Origin of the sequence: Pseudomonas sp. NPDC089395 (assembly GCF_044749525.1) — a bacterium.
GTDB lineage: Bacteria > Pseudomonadota > Gammaproteobacteria > Pseudomonadales > Pseudomonadaceae > Aquipseudomonas.
This window is the reverse complement of record NZ_JBIVID010000003.1, coordinates 65669-88287: the sequence shown is the minus strand read 5'-3', so window position 1 is coordinate 88287 and position 22619 is coordinate 65669. Positions and strand designations below refer to the sequence as shown.

Below are 22619 nucleotides of genomic sequence, written 5' to 3'. Positions count from 1 at the left end.
CCTACTCCTTCGACCGGGGTCGCAAAGCCAGGCGATTGTCCCCAAGCTCAACTACCCGCGCCTGATCCGGGTCCAGATCATCGCGGCTGAGCTTCAGGCGCCAGGCGTTGGATTGGCTGTCGGGTGCCCGGAGCAGGGCCACCACCGCGACGACACGGGTGTCTTTCTCCATCGGCATGCTCAACAGTGCAGCCCCGTCAGGTTTGATGACCAGGGTACGTTCGCTGAGCAGGTCATCGCGCAGCATTCGATCGGCATTGCTCAGCAAGTCGTCGTAGGTGAGACGCTCCAATGTCTTGCCGTCGCGCAGCTGGTAAACCCTGACCAGGGTCGGGACTGACAATCCCCTCCCGTCGGCGGCGTCAGTGTTTATCGCCGCACGGCCAACGACATCCAGGTGGAGCGTTTTCACCTGCTTGTAAAAGATCGCCTTGGTGACGGCGGAGCTGGTATCCGCCACCGTTTGCGTCAGCCCACAGCCACTTAGCCCTGCTGCCGTCGTTACGACCGTGAGCACGTTAAAAACGGTACGCCACATGCTGTACCTCCCTGTTACAAGGGTTCAAATGCAGGCCTTGGTAGTGGCCCAGATGAAGGGTGACAAGGCTTCGCCTTGCGGCGGCCTGAGTTGCCTCGGTCAACCCCAGCACCGCTGTCATGCCAAGCATCGCCCTGGCCTTGCCGAGCACCGGCGCAGGAAGGATGCGCACAGGGAGTGACAACTGGAGCTTGGCGGTGCAACGCCAACCGAGATACACCTGCAACAACACCAGCAGATCAAGGTGCAACTGACCTCCCGGCAACCAGCCAAGCGCTTCGCTCGGGTCTTCGGTGAACAGGGCCAGGTGCAATTGGCTGTTGCCATCGACGCTGAAAGCGCCAAGCGGCGTACCTTGCCCTAGCTTCACCGGCCTGCTGGCAGCCAGCCGCGCGGGCTGCTCGAGCGGCACCTTTCTCGGCCAGTGACCGGTGATCGTTGCCCGTGTATCAGGCGCGAGCAGCTTTACCAGCGCGACAATCCCCTCGGCGTTGCGGGTGGGCAGGCGCATCACGCTGAGCAAGGCCAGGAAGCGCGACATCGGGGTAGCTATTTGCCCAGCAGTACCGGGTATGCCAAGGCCGATCAAGCCGAGCAGGCATTGTGAAGTCGCGTCGCCGCCACCTGCCTCGAACGTCGCCGGGTACGAATACTTGCGCCAGATTCGGTAGAACTGGGTGAAGATTCGGTGATTGAAGATATCCAGGAAGGCCTCTACCGCCTCGTGCCCTTCGCGGCGCTGGGCGATGTCATCCAGGTAGGCCGTAGGCAGCGGGGAATCGACGCCGTACAGGCCAAGCAGACGAGTCCGCAGCGTGGCTGGCCTATCTGGATTCGCCTCATCGATCTCGATAGCGCGCAGTTCGCTGGCAGGAAATCCCATGCCAGGGTCCGGACGAAAACGGATGACGTCATGCCTTGGGTAGGCCGTGCTGCCCAGCACAGGCTGCCCAGGCATGGCCTGTTCCAGCACCTGGCAAACACGAAAGAGGTCGGCCTCGGTCAAACGCCCTTGTAATGCTTGCAGCAAACCCGTGGCCTTCAGCCGGGCATACGCTGACTGTGATGCTCGTTCCATCGCAGGTACTTTCCAGTGGGTTGAAGGATCAGCGTCAGTTGCGTGCACAGATGAATATCGGCATACAACGCGAAGAAGCGGTTGAGCATCTCGCCAAACAGGCTGATATCGCCCTCCCCTGAAAAACCATTGGCATCCAGGGTCACTTCGATATCCACGCCGCGCAGCAAAAAGCCCTTTTCAAAACGCTGGATGAGGTGGTGTTTGACATCGACGATCGCCTCCAGACGGCGTCGGTTCATCTCGCTGTCCGTCCAGTCATAGAGCGCCAACGTGCCGCGCAATACCTCGGCACTGGCCAGCATCGGCAGGAAGTTGGAGCCCAGGTGGCTGAGCACTCGCCAGTGAAAGCGGTCACGGTTCGGCGGGTAGCATGGCAAGGTCGGTGCACACAGGTTGCGCACCCTCAGGCCTGCCTGGGCGGATTGGGCGACGGTATCGAGCAGTGTGCTCTGCAGGGCTTTGCGGGGAAGCTGCCCATTGGTCCCGGTCAGGCGCAATGACAGGCTTTCACCCGGGTGCAAGGCATCCTTGTCGAAGCGCTCCCCACCCAGTATCAGCCACGTATCATGCAGGCCATTGGCGCCCCGACGCAGGCGGGTATGGAAGTAGCGTTCCGGTGCCTCGTCACGCAGCATTCCTCCTTTGTGGCGAAAGCTGGTGAAGGGTACATAGTCATGCCGCGTCTCGTTTTTCGAGCCGGTGACGCGGTCGACCGAGTAGATTTCCGTGTGGCCATCCTGCAAGCGCATGGGGCGCAGCAAGTAATCGCTCTGCAATGGATCGACCGTCAACGGATCGGCTTCCAGTGGGAACAGGTTGATGACGGGCACCGCATGCAAGCGAATATGCTCGGCGCTCGGGGTGAACGGGTGCGGCCAGGACGCATCGAGCACCACGTCCAGCTCGAACCAGGGCGTACCGGCATCCAGCTCAAGCTGCTCCAGGCCTCGCAGCGTCACGAACATGAACTTTTCACGGAACGTGAAATATTCCAGCAGGAGTTGATAGCCACTGAACGCACTGTCGCCCTTGGGCCAGAGTCGGTCCTCTTCAGCAAAACCCTTGGGCGCGAAATGGCCATCCAGTGGTCGGCGATTCCCGTCCGGCACTCGCACGTACACCTGATCCACGTGCAAGGTCAGCGCCTGGTGCAAAGCACTGGTCAGCGCTGCATCGCCATGAAGATAGAGAGCCAGATCGGCAAGATCGACTTCGGCCCAGTCCGCCAGCACGCCGCATGAAAAGCGCAAGCGCAGCAGTGCACGCCCATCGAGCTCATGGTCGAGGCGAACAGCGCTTAGCGTCAGCGGCTGAAGGGTAGTGGCGCAGGTCGTGGAATAGCGACAGCGGGTTCGGGCCGGCCCAATCGGTTGCGAAAGGACCTGAAAACCCTGCTCGACCAACGCACTGCCTTTCATCTGTTCGACATCGGGCATCAGTTCGATGACCGATAGCGATGGGATGGTACGCAGATAATGTGGCCACAAAAGGCTTACCAGCCCTTCGGTCAATTCTGGCAGGTCGTCGTCCAGCTTCTCGCGAAGTCGCCCCATCAAGAATGCAAACCCTTCGAAAAGGCGCTCTACATAGGGGTCATCGGCACCGGGCTTGTCGAGGTTCAACTGCGCCGCGCGGTCCGGGAAGGCTTGCGCGAACTCTTTGCCGGCTTCACGCAGGTAGCGCATCTCGGCATCGAAGTAGCGAAGTGTGGGGTTGTCCGTATTCAAGAAACCATTCCTGTTAGAAAGCGCTAGCCGCACAGCACCGCAGCGCGCACGGGATCCATTGAAACGAGCGCAGCCAGCTGCGCCTCCATCTGTCGAGCCAGGCCTGGCTTGTCGGCATCGTTGCGTTGGGCTTTCAAGCGCAGCAATTTGAGCAGCCGCGCCTTCACTTCGAAATACAGCTCGGGCTCCCATTGCGAGAGTTCATGCCGTTGGGCGCTGGCATCGAGCTCGGCCAGCAGGTGCAATGCCAGCTCACCTTTCCCGTGCTGCTCGGCCACCCGTGCCATCACCAGCCGCAACAGCCAGCGTTGTCGCCCACTTTCCAGCCCAGGGCGCGCAGTCAGCCATGTCAGTGCGTGCTCGATGCCATCGCTGTCAGCCTGCGCCAGCGCTTCGGCTTCCAGGCTCAGCACGTCGTGCGCGTCCTGAGTGGAGACTGCCGAGGCAGCGGGTAACCACGGATGCGCCTGGTTGCCACTGACGTGCTGGTTGATCCAGTCGCGGGTCGCTTCATCCGCGAAGGGGCTGCCATCGCTCCAGCACAGCAGCTCGATACCCGGCATGCGTTCCAGAAACATGCCCAGGTCACGCTTGACGATGCCCGCCCAGCTACTGGGGTGTGCCGACGATCGGCTCAGCCCCTGGTACAGGTACCATTGCAGGTCCAGCCAGAAATGGTTCACCCCTTCGGCGTACATCCGCTCGACCTGGTCGAGCAGTTCGCCCCACCCCTGCTGCAAGTACAGACGCTTGAGCTGGGCACGGTACTCACCTCGGGGAGGGGCCAGGCGTGTAACGCCATAGGCGTCCTGGGGCGGAACCTGGTGCAGCGTGTCCCACCGCAGGCTTTTCATCAGGCGATGGGCGGCCAGCCAGCCGTCGGGTTGATCACGCAGGTAGCTTGCCAGGCTCCGACCGCTGTCCAGCAGATCGCGGCCTGACTTGATGGGCATTGCATCGGGCCTAGGGGTCTTATTGATGGGCGCCTGTTCGCTACTGGTCTGAGGAACGATTGCATCGACGCCACCGGACTGTGCCAGGCGAGTGGACAAGGCGCCGACCAGGGGTGAAAGGTTTGGCTGGTGCTCCTCAGGCCACCCGCTCAGGCCGCTCTGTAGCCATGCGAGTGCGGCAACCGTTCGCTGAGCCTCCGCTTTGACCACTTGCGGATACAGGGACAGGCTGTCCAGTACCTTGCTGCTGGCAAGCCAGTCCATGGCCAACTTGCGACTGTTGGCACGTGCAGGCAAAAGATCAGTGGCGTAACGCTCCACCAGCGCTGCCAGAAGACTCAGCCCGTCCGCCAATCCCGCCTCCCCTTCCTTGTGCAGGCGCGCCCACAGGTAATAGGTGGCGATACGCAAGTCCTTGCTGGTTTGCTTTAGAAGCCGCTCTGCCAGCGCGATCACCTGATCGACATCCGCACCGGAAAGCTTGTTGACCTCCTCGCGCATGCGCTGGAAGTCGTCTTCGTAAGCCGGATCATCTCCCACTGGAGCGTCCGGGCGGATGGGCTGCAACCAGCCCTCCCAGCACTGCCCGTACTGGCGCGCAAGGTGCAACGGATCGCCTTCTGGCAGGCAAATATCGATGAGTTTGTTCAACATCATTCGAGTTCCTCTCGCAGTGCAAACCGCGGCTCTGCGGCGTCTTCCACGAGGAAGATCTGCCGTGGCAACTGGAAGCCCCGCAGTCCGAGCAAGGCCAACGGCCCTCCCCCCAGTTCGGTGCGCAGGTGCCAGGTCAGGCCGATACCATCCGGTGCCTTCAACACCACGCGCATTTGGCTGCCGCCGTCGTTCAGGTGGGTGACCTGGGCCTGTTCGAGCAGCCGGATCAGCCCCCAGGTGCCCTGGAGGTCGGCGAACAAACGCTCCCCCGTGTGCACGCTGGTCCAGGTCAGGCTGACGCCGGGGTAATCGTTTTGCCCAGGCCAGCGGAACTGCTGCCAGCGCTCGCGCTGGTTGAAGTAATGATGCTTTTCGCCATTGAGGATGAAGGTGGTCTGCACCACATCGCGCACCGGCTTGCCGCGCAACTCGAAGCTCATCCCCATGCCGCCATCGGTGTAGAGCACATCCGCCAGCGCGCTGAGCTGGTTGATCGCGGCGAGGAAGCGAGGATTGATGCGCAGGCCCTGGCTGTGACGTGGGTCCGCCACCCAACGGCTGCCCTCCTTGCGCAGCAACCCGGCCAGTTGCTCACGGACGAACTGCTCGATGCGCCCCGAGTCGGCACGGATCATCTGCCCCAGCATGGGCAGCGACGCATCACTGGACGTGGCCACGAACGGATAGCGGCCGGCGAAGGCGCCGTTCCAGTCATTGACGATGGCGCGTTCCCAGTTGCGATTCAGCCCTGCGGCCGACGGCTGCAGGACGCGTTGCCAGGCCTGGTCCAAGGGCTGCACGAACAGCGCTTGGGCCGCCCCGCCCCATTCGGCGCCCAGGCTTGCCGCGATCAGTTGGCCGTAGGACTGGGTCTCGGTCAGGTCGATACGCTTGCCCTGGAACACCGCCTGGGCCAGGGCTTGGGTCATGGCCTGCGGGTCGGGCGCCTGGGTCACTTGCTGCAGCTTCAAACGCACGCTGGTCACGCGGGTGAGGAAGGCCTGCAGGCTCAGGTTGTCATCGAAGCGTTGCCCTTCAGAGGATTTGCCCAACAGCGCCAGCAGCGGGCCGAAGGTACTGTCCAGCGGGCCGTTCAGGCCTTGGGGCAGTTGCTCGATCACCGCGGGCTTGTCCTGGCCGATCAGGTTTCTGGCGGACTTGAGCAACGAGTCGGCCAGGGCCTGGCCGCGGATGCCGGCCTGGCCTTGATAGGCCAGCGTGTTCATCAGGGCGATCAAGGGCGACTGGCGGACGTCGCTCATCAGGGTCAGCTGGGCGATGACTTCTTCCAGGCTGTCGCCCTGCTGCCAGCGCAGGCTGTTGAGGAAGGCCAGCCAGGCGCTGCTGTAGTCCTGGAAGTAGCGCGCGGTGAGGCGCTCGCGGAGCTGATCAGGGCTTAGCGCGGCAGTGAGGTTGTCCGGGTTGTCGCTCAAGACCCAGTCGATTTCTTCGCGGCGCGCCTTGGCGGCCTCCTCGATCGCGTCGCGCATGTGGCCTTCCCAGGCCTGGCGGGTGAACACGCCAGGGACGCTGGCCTGGGTGCTGAACAAGGCGCTGGCATCGGTGTCGCCGACCAGCTGTTGCAGACCCTGCGCGGGGTAGTGGTTGGCCGCTGATTCCAGCGCGCGCTGGTAGAGGCTGCTTTCGGCATTGCGCTGGCCGAGTTGGCCGAGCAGCACCTGACGGGCCTGGGCGATGAGCTTGGCATCGGCCTTGATGGCCCAGTCGGGGTTGGCGGGTAACTGCTCGGCGAAGAAGGTCCACAGCGTGGGCTCGGTATTGCCCAGCGTTTGGACCAGGAACGTCGCATCGGCCTTCTCGGGGCGGGCCAGCATGAGGTAGGCCTTGAGCTGGTTGTAGGCTTCTCGGGTCCGCTTGCTGCGCTCAGGACTGTTCGGGGGCAGTTTGACCAGGGCATTGAGTTGGGCTTGCAGCGCGGACGCTGCCGGATCGCGCACAAGTCGGTTGTTGGCGCCCACATAGTGCGGCCAGAGGGCATCGCGTAGCGCCTCGCTGCGATTCAGGCCGAAGCGCTGGTACCAGGGGCCGCCGTGTTCGGTGCGGTAGTCAAGGCGCGACAACTCGCGGACCACTTCGGTCAAGGCGACCCGTGAATCGTGGCCTTCAACCGGTTGCTGCAGCGTCGCCAATGCCGCCTCTACCCGGCCGACTTCGGCGCGGTTGCTGACAAAGGAAAGCAGCAGGCCGGCGCCCCACACTGCGGCGAAGCTCAGGGCGGCAACGTAACCTATTCGGCTAGCACTCCAGCCCAGGCGCTGCGGATTGGCCGAGCTGTGGCCCAACACGCCAAGCCAGGCCGGAGCGGGCAGCCAGTGGTGGGCCACGCTGGACGTGTCCCTTGGCGCCAGCGGCAAGCTGAACCACAACCCACGCAACGAAACGCCACGTCCCCCCTGTACCGCAGACATTGCGGCTCGCCAACGCGCACCGCCCTCGGTCCCAAAATCGCGCGATAAGCGCAGCAGGAAATCATGGCCGAGGTCGTTCTGAAGCTGCGCCAAACCCTGTTCGCGCAACGGTTGCTGCAATCGCTGCAGCAGCGCATCCAGTTGCGTCGCCGTAAACCGCGCCGGCAGACTGCAGCCCACCGGTTGTACCTCGCGTGCGGATTGCGGCCAGGCAGTTTCGCAGACCTGCCATAGATGTAGCGGCAATTGCCAACGCATGTCCTTGGCGAGATTTTGCAAGCGGCGAGCGCCGCTGCTCATCGCCGTGACATCGCGGCTCTGTTCCTTGCTTAATACCCAGACGACACCGTCAAGCCCACGCCATTTGGCAAGTAGCTCTATATTCGGTTCTACCTCCATGCCGCCGCCGTACAACAGCACCGCATTTGGCGCTTCGAGCCACTGCTGCTCAGCCAAACCTGGAGCAATGGCTTCAATCTGCTCCGACTCGCCGACGACGAGCAGCAAACGCACTTTGCGGCGCCAGAAGAAGCCGTAATGGTCGCGCAGCGATTGCCTGACGGTGTTGGCCGTAGTCTCGCTACGAGCAGGGCTGGGAAACAACCGTAAAAGAGAACGGGGTACGCGCGAGGAAAACTCCAGTGATGCCAACTTCCTGATACCCAGCGCGCCAAGGCCATCGAGGAGTAACACAAGCAAACACAACCCGAGCACACCAGCAAATAGCTTCAGCTGATTGTTCTCATCGGTTACAGAAACGATTGGGTTGTCGACCCAAATCAATATCCCGCCGATGACAACGATGCAAAGGAGCACAATCCAGATGCTAATTTGCTTTTTCATGACTTGATTTCACTTCCAGTCTGTACAGCTGGTCGTATGACGCACCATTGCGGTGAAGCGTCCTGCAACATGACCAACTGTGGCTGAACATCCGCCGCCGCTTGCTCACTGGCGACAATGATTGTGATGTTGCCCAAAGCACTGGCTGGCCGGCCAAAGCCGTCGTCCAGCCGCAGACACTTATCGATGTCGAGCGAATGACCTGCACTGTCCATTGCGATACTCACAGCGCACAGGACATCGCCAGGTATCTGCGCCTGCCAGACAAAATAAGGCTCGTTGTCTCCTATGCGCCCCCAACGCAATACGTCCTGCAGTGACTTCGCCTCGTTGATCATTGGCACAGGGCGATGGATCCATGCTTCTGGCGTAAGCTTCTGCATTTCGCAAAACTGCGGTTGTGCGAGCAACAAGGCAGAGACCGATTCAGCCTGTTCCGTAACGGGCTCCTGGAACAGATTGATCTCAAGCGACAGCAAGAGCGAACAGGCTTCGGGCTGATCCAGCCATTCATCCAGCCAGAGCACACCGTCGTCCTGTGTTGCGAATCGCACGTGGTCAATTGCCAAGTCTTCGGCTGCACAGGAGCGCCATAACGACAGGATTTCAGCATCGCTGAGCACCTGGTTGTGCTTGATCCGAAGGTTCAACGATGTTGATCGCCCATAGCGCTGCAATTCGTCATCGAGGCCGCACATCAGTTGCTGCAGGAACAGCTGCAAGCGCCGCTGGTATGAATGCAGCACAGTGCTCTCGCCTGCGGGCGTCAGTTGACTGGCACGCAAGGTCGAATCCACATCTGACAGGTAGACAGGCTGCAAGGGTGTACTTGAATTGCGTAGCGCCCGAGCCAGTTGATTGTTGCCTGCCGGGGTGCGGTAAGAGGTGGCCAGCAAGGCGATGGCGCGCTGACCGTGAGCTATCAGCAAGCGCTCATGTTCGGTGTGTTGCTGGTTCCAGCTCTGCGCGTAATCCCGCTCCTGCTCATAAGCCCTTGCGCGTAGAGCGAACATCAAAAGTCCGGCCACCGACGGCAGTACAAGCACACAGCACCAGAACCACAGCGACATCCGCCAGCTATCACTTGGCCAGAACAGCACCCCAAGGCTGCCGCCCAGCAGGCAACACAATAAAATCACCAGTAGCCAGCGCCTTATATCGGGAGCCGACGGCGGCACAATCCGCTCAGGTAAGGTGTCGAGGTCAACCGGCACGTCAACGCCTCCCTGCCTGTGGCAACGAAGTGATCAAGGTGCAACCGCAATCACAACGATGGCCGTGCAAAGCCATCGGGCGGCTTTTGTGAATGAAACCTTGATTGCCCCAACAGCGCTTGTCGCCGATACGAATGACACCCTTCATACAGAGCTCCCCATAAAAATTGCGCGGCAATCATCAATCCGCTGATTCAGGCAAGAAGGACAGATCGACGTGATATTTTTTGGGGTTTTGCCGATCGATAAATACTTTGATCTTGTCGCTACTGATATAAGGCGTTGGATCGAACCAGATATTGTCACTTTCCAACCGATGCAACACTCGGGTTGTCGGGTTCAGCCATTGACAGACAATCAGGTAGGGGTGTCGACCGTTGATTGAAAACGAGTGATTTACGTCAACGGACTGGTAATTTGCCTGTACCACCTGACCCTGTTGTCTCAGGTGGTTTATCTTGCGGATTTTGAGACGACCAACCAGCACCATTCCAATGCCTGTCAATAAAAACGGACTGCCTGTCAACATCATCGGAAGTGCAATGCGCCATCGGGAAATAAACGACTTTATCCTGGCACCCTGAGGGTCAGCGGGGGAATAGACCACCTCAATTCTCTTTCCTATCGGATTATATTTGTCATTGACACTATCGGGGGAAGTAAACTCCACAGTCGCACCCTCCTTATCGAGAAACTGCACAACAGGCTTGATCGCACCCGTACTGGGCAATCGCGCAAACGCTATTATCGTACCTTCTGTGGAAATTGCCTCAGCCAAAAAATCGCTGGATTTTTTATAGGAAAGCGCACCAATTGCTACCAACACGGCACCCACCATGAGAAACACCCATTTTACTACTGACAAAGCTTTCATACGCCCCCAACGCGCCAGAGCAAGCAGGCGCCAAAAGTTTAAATGGCAATCTATGATTATCAAACAACGGGCACACATCATCGATCACGTAGCTTAGGGCCTGGTGAACTTTGAACGAAGAAAGGTGCTTAACGACCAGCGTCGCTTACAAATTCAATGATCAGCCAAAAATAACAGGCATGAAACTGCCTCAGTTCAAAGGAGTGGCGCTGTTCACCACGCAACGTGCAGTCTTACCAACGACAGCTAGCAAACCGTCGCTTGAGATCGTACTACTAATATATCCATCAGGGCTTCTGTAACTACGCTGTACATTTACACCTCCCCCCCAAAGCGGATCTGCATAACTGATACCCCGCAACACCTTGGCATAATTATTGTTAGATTCACGACCTTTATACACAGGCTCACTAGGACCTTGAGGATCCTGAACCGGAGAGTATTTATAGTAATCGGGATCATACCAATCCTTGACCCACTCCAGACCATTATCAGACATGCCATACAAGCCCAGCGGATTAGGTGGGAATTTATCAACCGGCAGCGGGGTGAAAGTACCCGTACTCCAACCCATTTTTTCAGCAAAAGCTTCTCTATCCCAGGAGGTTGAGATATTGATTCCCTTGGGACCATCATGCCACCATTCAGTTATCTTATCGTCCGTCACTTTATAGGTACCGTCGTCCGTAGCGACCATAAGGAAACGACCTCGACTGCGTGCGGCGTACTCCCACTGAGCCTCAGTAGGCAACGCAAAGGGCAATTGACTGACATCTGCTAACCAATTGCAGTACTTTTCCGCCTCATACCAGTCAATAGGTGCTGGATTATTTGGCGGCACGCTAACGAATTTATACTCATCATCTTCAGAAATATATTTCTGAAATGAAGATTCATTGAGCGCTGAATAGATCACATACTCACGATTTGTAATTTTAAACTTCGACATCGAATAGCCACTGAGCCGAACTTGATGCAGCGGCTTACTGTCTTTATCAAGGTCATAAGGTAGCCTTTCTGGGCCATACTGCGAACCGTAGTCGCCCATTAGATACTCCCCACCCTCAATAAAGATCATATTGTCTTTAACCCCCCTAATAAAGGTATCCAGTTCCTCACCAGTAACGCTCCTACTGCCACCTACTTCTTGCCCAGTTAAAGAGTCGCATCCGGCCAACACACATACAGCAAAAAAACCAAGCGCCAACCTCGAAACCCCCATATGCACTCCAGGTTATGCCAACCGATCTGAACATTCATCATAGGGCAAAAATATACAACGCCATGGATAATAAGGATTGGCCGCGCCATTGAATTTGTAATACCTCGTGTCATTCATGACACGCGCATCTACCCAGGCAATGTCCCACGCCCATAGAGCGACTGCCTCAAAACCACAAAGGCAAATACTTATCAAGCTAGTGTAACGGTTTCGCGCTATTCACTACGCATCGCGCAGTCTTACCAACAACAGCTAACAGTTCTGTTCCCGGTCTAAACCCGCTGATATACCCATCTGGACTTCTGTAGCTACGCTGTACATTTATCCCACCCCCCCAAAGCGGATCCGCATAACTTATTCCTCGTAGCACCTTGGCATAGTTATCGTTAGAGTCGGGGCCTTTGTAGACAGGTTTGCTGGGGCCTTGCGGGTCCTCAATCGGAGAATTTTTGTAGTAGTCGGGGTCATACCAATCTTTTACCCACTCCAGGCCATTATCAGACATTCCATACAAGCCCAGCGGATTAGGGGGGAATCTATCGACCGGCAGCGGGGTGTGCATACCAGTTTTCCATCCCATCTCTTCAGCAAAGGCTTCTCTATCCCAAAGCGTAGAAATATTGATTCCCTTAGGCCCATCCCGCCACTCGGCAGTCACCTCATCATCGGTCACCTTGTAGGTACCGTCGTCCGTGGCGACCATGAAAAAACGGCCTCGACTGCGAGCGGCATACTCCCACTGAGCCTCAGTAGGCAATGCAAATGGCAATTGGCTGACATTCGCCAACCAATTGCAGAATTTCTCAGCCTCATACCAGTCAATGGGTGCAGGATTACTCGGCGGCACGCTGACGAACTCATACTCATCATCTTCAGCGGTATATTTCAACACCGAAGATTCATTAAGCCTAGAATAAAATGAATATTCTCGATTTGTAATTTTGAACTTCGACATCGAATAGCTACTGAGCCGAACTCGATGCAGCGGCTTACTGTCTTTATCAAGGTCATAAGGTAGCCTTCCTGGGCCATACTGCGAACCGTAGTCGCCCATCAGATACTCCCCACCCTCAATAAAGATCATATTGTCTTTAACCCCTCTAATAAAAGCATCCAGCTCCTCATCTGTAACGCCCCTACCACTACCTCTCTCCTGGCCAATTAACAGGTCACATCCTGCCAACACACAAACAGCAAACAAACCAATCACCAACCTCGAAACACCCATATTCACTCCAGGTTATGCCAACTGATCTGAATTTTCATCACAGGGCGAAAACATACAGCGCTGTGGGTAATGAGGATTATCCATGCTATTGAGCTTGTAATGCCACGTGTCATTCATAGCAAGCGCATACCCCCAGGCAATTTCCACTTTTAATCTCTGTCGAATGGAGACTATTTCATACTTAGCCTTATGAAGTTCGTCATCGCGATTAAAACCTAATTGTAAAAAATTGATGAGATGCTGCTCCTGCTCTTTTTCAACAGTGGCCTCATCAGCATTTTTAGCCAAGTTGCTGCCATCCACCGTCAATCGGCACAACACTTTTCGCCACTCGGCACGGGTCTGAATACTCCTCAGCACCCAGATTACGGCCTCCTTGCGAGTCGCAAATACATCAAGAAAAGCGCTACTTCGATTTTCTGGATCCACACGATCCCATTTTCCATGCCGCGTAAGCAGATATAGAAGTATGCCCTTCGCCTCGGGCGTATATCGGAGCAAATTTTGTCGTCGAGAAATCGTGGTAGATGCTAAAGCGTTCCTGTTTCGCGAAGACACAATTCCATCTCGACTCTCATCAATGAACTCGTCAACAGCAAGCCGAAATTTTCTTGAAACCTCAGTCGTTGCGCCTGAAAGACGGCTGTAGGCTTCATATACTGTTAGCGCTGCATCTGCCATTTGCATTACACAATACTGGCTATAGGCAGCGAAAGCGTCCTTCTTCACCACATCGAAAAAACTATAATCCAAACGATATAACTGATAGATCAACCACACCCCAAACTCAACAATCGTATTGACACCCACCTCACAAACAACGGCCCCTTTGGCCCCCGCGCCCCAACACACACTCGCAGCCACATGAAAGTAAAACCGGCCATTAATAAACGTGCAGTGAAATTTCCTGCCAGCACCTAGCCCCGCCAATCCAGAGATGCTGCCGGCAATGCTGCAAAAGTCAGTAAACTCGCCAGTGGACTTCAGTAATCCGGGAACACTGCTTTCAGGGTCATAGGGCTCAGCCGGTTTCAACCATTGCAAACTCCCCTTGAGTCCGGCCTCCGCCCGAACACCTGCAAAGCCTTCGACGGACAAGTTCAGCCCTTCATCTTCCCTGGCCATCTGCTGGTAAAACACAGCCCCACGCGTGCGCCGCTCCTTGAACCGCGGCAGTCGTCCCCCTGACTGACCAGCCAGCAGTTGCTTGTCGCCTTGGACCATCACCTGCAACTGCCCTTCGAGCACTACCGACCCGCCGATGAACCCCGTCAAACTTGGGGAGACGACCAGGCGGAAATGGCCCATGTCGAACAGCTGCTGTTTGCTGTCGGTGTACTTAAGGTTCCAGCCGAAACGGTCGGGCACATACGCCGTCAGAGCGACCGTGCCTGAGGCCAAAGTCAGGCTCCATTTGCGTTCACCGTTGATCGCCGCCTGTCTCTTTTGGGGATCGAATTCGGCGCTGGCGCCCATGTTGGAGACGTAACGCATGAATTGCGCCCCGCCAGAGAGATCCACATTGGCAACAAGATCCTTCTTTTCGCCGTGCAAACTGTGATTCCAGCTTTCCGCCCAGTCGAAGAGCACCTCGTCGACGCCCAAACTTTTAAGGTCGAAATCCGGGTTGGCCCACTTCAGCACATCTTTAAGCTCAAGCTTCAGCTTCGGCCATTCAAGCGCTCGCAATTGCTTGCCGAGCTTTCCTGTATCGATCAAGGCCCTGCCATGTTTGTCCTTGCTGATGAAGCTTTGCGCCCCACCCTTGCCGTCACTGCTTTTGAGCGACACCGAGTGCAGTTTCAGCCCTTGCTGGGTTTTGCTGAAGTAGCCTTTCTTGACATACGCATAGCGCGTCGACTTGCCGCCTTTTTTGCCCTTGGCGCCCTGGCCGCCAATGGGAATAAGTTCGACCACATCGTCATAGCTCATGCCCTCCATGGAAAACTCGCCCAGTTTTTCCTGAATGGCCTTGCGGTTTTCGTCCAACGTCTGCTCAGCGGTTCTCACCGCTTTGTCGTGGCGTTCCTGCTGCAGGGCTGAGAGCCCGGTTTGGGCTGCAAGGCCGTAGGCTTGCAGTGCACTGGAATAGACTGCTCCAGCCTGGTGGAAGGCGTCCATGCTGGCCAGCATGCCGCGCCAGTGGGTTTCGAACGCGCCCGCTTCGCTGTCAGCGATGAACACCAACTATTCCGTTTCAGGCCGGAAGTAGCACTGCATGGACTGGTGATAGGCAATCGCCGTAGAACCCTTCTTGCTGGTCTGCGTTTGTGCCACAGGCGTACTAGTCTGATCCATGCTCCTGGACTCCATGTTCATTCAAAGAACAACTTGATGTTTTGCAGATCCAGACCGTAGTGGTGCTGGGTATAACCGTTTCCATCGGTCACACCACGCACTACGGAACCGTCAACGGCTTCGATTCGGTAGCGCACATGCGGTTTAGGTTCGTCGCTTTGGTTGTCCTTGACCTGGAACCGGCCTTGAGTTGGATGCTGGTACACAGGGTCCTGATGGACCATTGCGCTGAGTGCCTTGTCCATTGATGCCGAGCCACCCCACTCGACGTGATCGTTACGTATGCGCAGGTCACCTGGCGCGCCGATCTCGATGGAGCCGTCCTTGAGTTTTATGTAGGCACCGCGGCTGACCAGCGTGATGCCCTCCTTCGCGTTGAGGACCAACTCGCCATTGACGCTGTTGATTGTCAGTGCCTTGTCGGCCTGCAATGTCATTACATCGCTTTGCGCCTCAATATCCACAGGCCCATGGGCAGCGAAGAACTTGAGCCCCAACTGGTGTGCAAAAAGGCTGATGGCGTCGCCCGCCGCCAGGCTGAAGCGCCGATGAACAGTGAAGTCGGCGCTATCACCTGCCGTGCCGATGAGGTTGGAGCCGGCCGATAACTGCAAATTGCTCGGGGTCGTCAGCGCCATACCCGCGGGTGCCGAGGCGATCAAGCCTGCATCAGCCAAATTGACCAGCGCTTTCTTCAATGCCTGCTGGGCTTCCGTATCTGCAGCCAACGCACCCGAGGCCGAGGCGCTCCGCGCAAGCGCTGCGACGAGCTGGATCGCGTTACCAAGCTCAGCGGATGCTGCACTCATATCGAGCATCTGACCCTCCGCCTTCGCTTGGCCATCCGCGCTGATGAACACCCCCTTGCCACCGCGCATCACGCCCCAGGCATCGGTTCTCAGTTCAAAGCCTTCCCCTCGCTTCTTCTTTTGGGCATCGACCAGGTGCCCCAAATTGAGCTGACTCTTGCCGCCATGCTCGGTGCTGAGCTTGATGTGCTCCTGCCCACGTGTATCGTCCATGCGCAGCTTGTTGTTGGCCGGGGTGCGCAGCACGTTGCGTTTGTAATTGCGCAGGTTGACGTGGTCCGGGTGCTGGCTGTCGTGCAGCGCATGGGCGATATAGGGCCGGTCGGGGTCGCCCTGCTCAAACGCCACCGCCACTTCGGTGCCGCAAATCAGCGGCAGGTGCAGGCCGTGGGTATCTCCGGCATAAGGTCGGGCCAAACGTAGCCAGGCGCTCTCTTCGCCGGTATTCCAGTGGTCACGGTCAAACAGGAAGTTGACCCGGTAACGGCCTTGCAGATCGATGTGCCCATACGGGTCGTTCTTGCGCGAGCTGGTGACCCTGGCCGGCACGGTGCCGGCGATGTTCGGCTTAGGGGCAAGCTTGGGACGAAAGCACACCGTCTCCGAATAGGGGATGGCTTCGAAGGTGACTTCCAGGCTGCGATCACGTGCGGCTTCGATGACCAGGCCGGTAATCACCGCGCCGGGCTCGAAGGCCTGCGGTGCACCACCGGCAATCTTCAGCACCTGCCCCGGCGCCAACGAGGGGCTGCTGCTGGCACCACTGAGCCGGGTCTGATCATTGAGGTACAGCTCGTGCCGCAAGCGGGCGTAGAAGTAACCGCTCTCACTGAGCAGGTCTTCGTGCTGATCCAGAGCATCCCCCAGCGCCGCATAGGGTTCGGCGTAGCGGTAGCTCTCACCGTAGGTGGTGGTGGCGCCTCGACTCTGGTCGACATCGGCATCCAGATAGGCCGCCGCATCACGGTGCTGATAAGCACGGATATTGATGTGCTTTTCCACCACCTGGTGCCGCGTCTGCAATGCCCACACGGCGTCCTTGTCGGTGCTGCTCAGGCCTGACTGTGGCCGGCAAGGCAGCTCGACGCCGAACTGGTAGCGCCGCTGGTCATCATGAAACTCGACCACGTCCAGGCGCAGCCGGTCATCGCTGGTGAAGCGGTACCAGATGCCGACCTCGGCGAGCAGGCGCGTGATAAACGCCAGGTCGCTTTCGCCGTACTGCATGACCTGCTCGCGCCGAGGGTACTCGCGCACCAGGTCGAAGAAAAAGTGCTGGCCTTCGAACTCATGGCGGCTACGCAGGATGTGCTCGACGATCTCCGGTACCGACTGGTGCTGGTAGAGGCGGTATTGCTGGCCGCGTTCGAGCAGTGCCAAACGCGGCTGCAGGGTGAGCTGATAGCGGGCTTCGTCCCTGGAGCCTGACAGTCGCCTGAAGCCGGTGATCGTCCCATACAGCGTGCGCAGGGGTTTGACCGGGGGTAGGTTGAAGCCAGGCAGGTGCAGTGTCTGCGTTCGTTCGTGGAGGCTGAAACTCGCGCGCCGGCCGAGCATGCGTTCGGCGGCGATATCTTGCTCCGCAGACGTGAACTCCACGCTGTAGACAAAGGGTTCGCTCAACCTCTCTTGGCCTTCGAATGTCAGGACATCGAGGGTTGCATCCAAACCCTCCACGTCCAGCTTGTGTTGGCTGTGGTTGAACACGCCCAGAATCCCTTCAGACATGATCAAGCCTCCACAGGCGCACGCTGCGCCTTATCAGCCCTATCGGCAAAGTCCAGGAGGACGCCCAGCTCATCGCTATGCCCCAGTGTCACGCTCCGTGTGGGCTGCCCGCTGGCCTGGCGCTGCAGCAGTTGCTGGCTGAGTACCGGAAGGATTTGCTGGTTCAGCAGACTGTCGATGTTGCGGGCGCCGCTGTCGGGCAGCAGGCAGGCAGCGACCAACGCATCGTTGAGGGCCTCGTCGATGTGGCAATGCAGGCCGTAGTGACGAAGCAACCGCTTGGCAACCTGGGTCAGCTTGATGGTCACGATGCGCTTCAACGCATCAGCCCGCAGTGGCCGGTAAACCAGGGTTTGAAAACGTGCCAGCAAGGCGGGCTGGAAGTGTTGGCGCAGAATCGGTCGCAGCAGGCCCTGCAATTCACTGTCTGGCGCTTCGGGTTGCGCTTGAAGGAAACCTTGCAGCAGGTCGCTTCCAAGGTTGGATGTCATGAGGATAACGGTGTTGCGAAAATCAATTTCTCGCCCCTCGCCATCGCGCATGAAGCCGCGGTCGAAAACCTGATAGAACAGGTTGAGCACATCGCGGTGGGCTTTTTCCACTTCGTCCAGCAGCACCACGCTGTAAGGGCGCTGGCGCACGGCCTCGGTGAGTACGCCGCCCTGCCCGTAACCCACGTAACCTGGCGGGGAGCCCTTGAGCTGGCTGACGGTATGAGCCTCCTGGTATTCCGAAAGGTTGAGGGTGATCAGCGACTTTTCGCCGCCGAACAGGCAGTCGGCCAATGCGAGTGCAGTTTCGGTCTTGCCTACGCCGCTGCTGCCAACCAGGAGGAACACGCCCAGCGGCGCCTTGTCATCTGTCAGTCCCGTGCGGGCGGCGCGCAGGCGTTGCGCCAGTGCGCTCAACGCTTCCTGCTGACCGATGACGCGCTCGGTTAGCTGCTGCTCCAAGGCAAGAAGATTGGCCTGCTCATCCTTGAGCAAGCTGCCCAGGGGCACTCCGGTCCAGTCGGCGATCACTTCGGCCACGCTGCGCGCGTTGACGTCTAGCGAGAGCAAAGGTTGCGGCCCTCGGGCGCAGGTCAACTGCTGCTGTAGCTCAGCGAGGTAGGCAGGGTCTTTCGGAGCAAGCTGACGCGCTTCCAACAATTGATGGGTCAGCGCCAGCTCCTGGCGAAACTGCAGCTCCAACACCGCTTTCTGGCTTTCCAACTCAGTCAGTTGCTCGCGAAGATTGGCCAACAGCGCGTCGTCGCCGCAGCCACTGAGCTGCGCATCCTCCTCAAGAGCCTGACGCTGCAATGTCAATGCGGTCTGCCTGGACTGCAGTCGGACCAACGCCTGCGGCGTGCAGTCCAGGCTCATGCGAACACGCGCACAGGCTGTGTCGAGCAGGTCCACCGCCTTGTCGGGCAGACGGCGGCCAGTCAGGTAACGGCGCGACAAGCTGACCGCCGCCTGTACCGCGGCATCTTCGATATGCACGCCATGGTGCTTGGCATAGCGCTCCTTCAGGCCCCGCAGCATCAGGCACGCGTTGCCATCGTCAGGCTCGTCGACCTTGACCATCTGGAAACGCCGTTCCAAGGCAGCATCGCGCTCGAAGTACTGCTTGTACTCACTCCAGGTCGTGGCTGCGATGGTGCGCAACTCGCCCCTGGCCAGGGCAGGCTTGAGGAGGTTGGCGGCGTCCGCAGCGCCTGCCTGATTGCCTGCACCGATCAGGGTGTGGGCCTCATCGATGAACAGCAGGATCGGCGTCGCCGACTGCTGTACCGCGTCGATGACACTTTTGAGCCGCTGCTCGAATTCTCCCTTTACCCCCGCCCCCGCTTGCAGCAGCCCTAGATCCAGGGTGCGTACCTGCACGGGCTTGAGACTGTCGGGCACTTCTCCCTTGCTGATACGCAACGCCAAGCCTTCGACCAGCGCGGTCTTGCCGACCCCGGGCTCGCCCACCAGTATCGGATTGTTCTTGCGCCGCCGACCGAGGATGTCGATGACTTGACGAATCTCGTCATCCCGACCGAAGACTGGGTCAACCTGCCCTGTCGCAGCTTTGCCGGTGATGTCTTGTGTGAACCGTTCAAGCACCTCCAGCAAGGCGCTGTCATGACTGCCGGCGTGCTCTGAACCGGCATCATCCAGAACAGATCGCTCGCCGAGAGAAGGCTGGGTTTCGGGACGCTCTTCGGATTCTTGATCGAGCAGCCCTGTCATTTGCTGCAACTGCGCCGTGCCCATGCCGAGCAATGGCCAGGCGGCCGAGCACTTGAGCAGACTGGGGTCTTTGAGCAAGGCGCCCAGCAGGTGAGACGAGCGCAGGCGGTCGCTGTTGCCCTCCAGCGATACCTGCAACCAGGCATCGGTGATCAGCTGTTGCAACTCCGTGCTCAGTTGCGGCTTGCTGCGAACGCTGCGTGGCAACCTGTCGAAATATTCCAGCAGGCCCTGCCACAGCGCATCCATGTCCCAACCATAGCGACGTGCAATGACAGTCAGGTCGCCCTGCCCTTGTTCCAGCAACTTGAGCAGCCAATGCTCGATTGTGATCTGGGCATGACCACGGCTTTGGCACATGGACGCGGCCGCTGTCAGTGCCAGGGCACAGTAGGGATTGAGGCGACGAAGCAGGCGGGTTGAGTCAAGCGACATACAGAGCGTCCTTGTTTTGAGTTATCGGCATGCGTCCGGATAACCGATGGAGACTGGCCGATGTGTTCGGCTGAACATCCGCGAACGGACGCTCGGCCCAGCACACCGGAAGCGGATCCGGCAGACGGATAACCGTCTGCCGGCTACGGCATCAGGAGCTAGAGCGCTCATTCCAGGCGTCGGAATGAATGATGTTGCCGTCTTTGTAGGTCCAGGTGATCTTCTCGTAACGCAGCTCAACCTCTTCCAGATGGTTGTGCTTTTCCTTCAAGGGATCCTTGATGTCGTGCATCTTGGATGCGACTTTTACGACTTTCACGTTCTCCAGGGTGGTGTTGAAGTACTCGACTTCCTGACCGGCATCATCGATTCGGTACCATTTGAACTCCGCGGTTTTCAGCGTTTGGCCGGTGGTCACTGCCTTGTACAGGTACGGGCTTGAAGCATCGATTTCCTTGCTGAACTTGAACGGCGTGTGAATTCGCGTTCCTGTCAGCTTTCCGGTGTTGTTGTCGGTCGGGGCGTACAGGCTGTGATCCTGAGCGACCACCTCGATGGTGCCCTCACGCCCCGAGACGTTCACGGAACCTTTCAGCTCCGCGCCGCCGTCATCTTTCAGCCAGAGGTAAACGGGTATAGCCATGTGAAGCTCCTTCTCCTAGAAGTTGAATGCCGCTGAATGCGGCTTGGGTTGCCCGCCTGATCTCGCTGCCGACGAGGCACAGGCCCCCGGCTCCGGCACCAGGCGAATTTCGACGCGACGGTTCATTGAGCGACCGCGCTCAGTATCGTTACTGGCAATCGGTTGACTGGCACCGAAGCCTTGAACGGCAAAGCAGCTGTCCGGGATATCGCCCATTCGCGCCATCCACTCGTGCACAGCGCCAGCGCGGGCCCTGGACAAACGGACGTTGTGTTCTTCAGTGCCAGTGGTGTCGGTATGGCCGGTGATGACGATGAGCCAACCGGGCTGGGCCTGGATGCCGACCAATGCCTTGACCAGCACTTTGGTCGACTCGGAGCTCAGTTGAGCGCTTCCACTCCCGAACAATGAAAGGCTGTCCAGCCGGATGACTTCGGGGGCATCAGCCGAGGCGGATACCGTCGCCGGTCGGCGGTGACCGGAAATGGCGGCGTGCAAAGGCGCTCGCATCCGCTCGCCCTGATACAGCCCAAAGCCGAGCGACCACGGCTCACCCTGGCGGTAGTAATCATCCAGTCGCAGCGCATCCTGGCGCAGTGTTGCCAGTGCACGCTCTCGAAGCGCACTGTCTTCTGCATCCAGGCTCGGCGAAATCGCCGCGTAACGTCGCAAGTCATCACTCACCTGGCGCATGAGCAATGTGTTCTGCCAGGCAGAGCTCATCAGCGCCGCGATGCAAGCAAGCACGAACAGCCACATGCCCAGCAGCTGTACGCGGAATCGGTTGGGACGCGCAGCACTGGTTGGCAACAGGTGTAGCAAAACGTCCGGGAACGGTGACTGCGCAGCTAGCGTCGACGCTGGCACTTTCTCGACGACGCTCAATGCCGTGCGTTCATGCAGCCAGCGCTGCCAGAGGTTGCGCTCTACCCACTGCCCCTGCGACGGTCGGGCCACGAATGCAACAGAAACGGGGGGCTGCGAAGTCTGAGCGCGCCCGTTGCCAGACAAATCAGGCGTCATCAGTTGAGCGAGCCATTGCGCGGTACTCTGCAACTGCACGCACGCCGCTAAACGCGCAGCCTGAACCGAGCCATCCGCTTGTTGCTGCCACTCGCTCAAATTCACGCAGTCGCCTGCCTCCCGCACCACAGGGCGAGGATGCCCAGCCTCCCAGCTGAACCAGCCCTCTGACAGGATTTGCAGATAGGACATGACAACAACAGGCAGGCCGATACCACGCCTGCGCATCATTGCCACCTGATTGTTGAAGCGGCGTACCTGGCCAGCCAGTACCGCCGAGTCGGTATGAGCGCAGGCGTCCACAACCAACATGGCACTGAGCTGTCCACCCCACTCTGGCCTTTTGGCCAGGATCTGCGCCGCAAACCCTTGCAATCGGTCAACGCAAGGCACCCGCACATAACAACCCAGATCGGTTACTCGCAGTGCCAAATGCTCATCGGGTATCGACTCGAACAGGCCACCAAGCCCATCGCCACACACCAGCAGGACGGGGTGCGGGTATGAGGCGGGAGGCAGGGAGCTGCCATTGGCCAGAACCAAGGCGCTCCGCTGCCCTTTACGTCGCACCATGCGGCGCCAGGTCAAGGCCAGCAAGGACACTATCGTCATGACGCAGAGCACTCGCCAACCAATGGCAAGCGGGACAATGGCCACGAGTACCAGGGCCAATGCGGCGCTCCATAGACAGAGGC

General features: G+C 58.6%; 14 protein-coding genes. All 14 read right to left on the bottom strand.

Annotation, left to right across the window (positions count from 1 at the left end; genetic code table 11):
* Position 1: 1 nt before the first annotated feature.
* A complete protein-coding gene (gene tssJ / locus ACIPZG_RS08840; RefSeq protein WP_400712404.1) occupies positions 2-538 on the bottom strand; it encodes a type VI secretion system lipoprotein TssJ in 537 nt (178 codons plus the stop codon).
* Complete coding sequence (tssG, locus tag ACIPZG_RS08835; protein ID WP_400712401.1) at positions 519-1616, bottom strand: type VI secretion system baseplate subunit TssG; 1098 nt, start codon at positions 1614-1616, stop codon at positions 519-521. The genes tssJ and tssG overlap by 20 nt, the downstream gene beginning before the upstream one ends.
* Complete coding sequence (gene tssF, locus ACIPZG_RS08830; RefSeq protein WP_400712398.1) at positions 1580-3346, bottom strand: type VI secretion system baseplate subunit TssF; 1767 nt, start codon at positions 3344-3346, stop codon at positions 1580-1582. The genes tssG and tssF overlap by 37 nt, the downstream gene beginning before the upstream one ends.
* Before the next feature lie 23 nt (positions 3347-3369).
* Positions 3370-4956: a type VI secretion system protein TssA gene (tssA, locus tag ACIPZG_RS08825; protein WP_400712395.1), complete on the bottom strand. Its 1587-nt coding sequence runs from the start codon at positions 4954-4956 to the stop codon at positions 3370-3372.
* Positions 4953-8228, bottom strand: a complete 3276-nt coding sequence (locus ACIPZG_RS08820) for an ImcF-related family protein (protein WP_400712392.1) — start codon at positions 8226-8228, stop codon at positions 4953-4955. Before ACIPZG_RS08820 ends, tssA begins: the two co-directional genes overlap by 4 nt.
* Positions 8225-9442: a hypothetical protein gene (locus ACIPZG_RS08815; protein WP_400712389.1), complete on the bottom strand. Its 1218-nt coding sequence runs from the start codon at positions 9440-9442 to the stop codon at positions 8225-8227. The genes ACIPZG_RS08820 and ACIPZG_RS08815 overlap by 4 nt, the downstream gene beginning before the upstream one ends.
* Positions 9443-9623: 181 nt before the next feature.
* Positions 9624-10316 carry a DUF3592 domain-containing protein gene (locus tag ACIPZG_RS08810; protein WP_400712386.1) on the bottom strand — a complete coding sequence of 231 codons (693 nt, stop codon included), beginning with the start codon at positions 10314-10316 and terminating at the stop codon, positions 9624-9626.
* Between the two features lie 190 nt (positions 10317-10506).
* Positions 10507-11538, bottom strand: a complete 1032-nt coding sequence (locus ACIPZG_RS08805; RefSeq protein WP_400712383.1) for a formylglycine-generating enzyme family protein — start codon at positions 11536-11538, stop codon at positions 10507-10509.
* Between the two features lie 196 nt (positions 11539-11734).
* A complete protein-coding gene (locus tag ACIPZG_RS08800; protein ID WP_400712380.1) occupies positions 11735-12766 on the bottom strand; it encodes a formylglycine-generating enzyme family protein in 1032 nt (343 codons plus the stop codon).
* A 12-nt stretch (positions 12767-12778) separates the two neighbouring features.
* Positions 12779-14950 carry a hypothetical protein gene (locus tag ACIPZG_RS08795; RefSeq protein WP_400712377.1) on the bottom strand — a complete coding sequence of 724 codons (2172 nt, stop codon included), beginning with the start codon at positions 14948-14950 and terminating at the stop codon, positions 12779-12781.
* Between the two features lie 131 nt (positions 14951-15081).
* Positions 15082-17601, bottom strand: a complete 2520-nt coding sequence (locus tag ACIPZG_RS08790) for a type VI secretion system Vgr family protein (protein WP_400712374.1) — start codon at positions 17599-17601, stop codon at positions 15082-15084.
* Positions 17602-17603: 2 nt separating this feature from the next.
* Positions 17604-20258, bottom strand: coding sequence for a type VI secretion system ATPase TssH (gene tssH / locus ACIPZG_RS08785; RefSeq protein WP_400712371.1), 2655 nt, complete (start codon positions 20256-20258; stop codon positions 17604-17606).
* Positions 20259-20409: 151 nt separating this feature from the next.
* The gene (locus tag ACIPZG_RS08780) at positions 20410-20901 is read right to left on the bottom strand and encodes an Hcp family type VI secretion system effector (protein ID WP_400712368.1); all 492 of its coding nucleotides are present in this window, start codon (positions 20899-20901) and stop codon (positions 20410-20412) included.
* A 15-nt stretch (positions 20902-20916) separates the two neighbouring features.
* Entirely contained in the window at positions 20917-22596 is a 1680-nt protein-coding gene (locus ACIPZG_RS08775; protein ID WP_400712365.1) for an OmpA family protein, read from the bottom strand.
* Positions 22597-22619 lie beyond the last annotated feature (23 nt).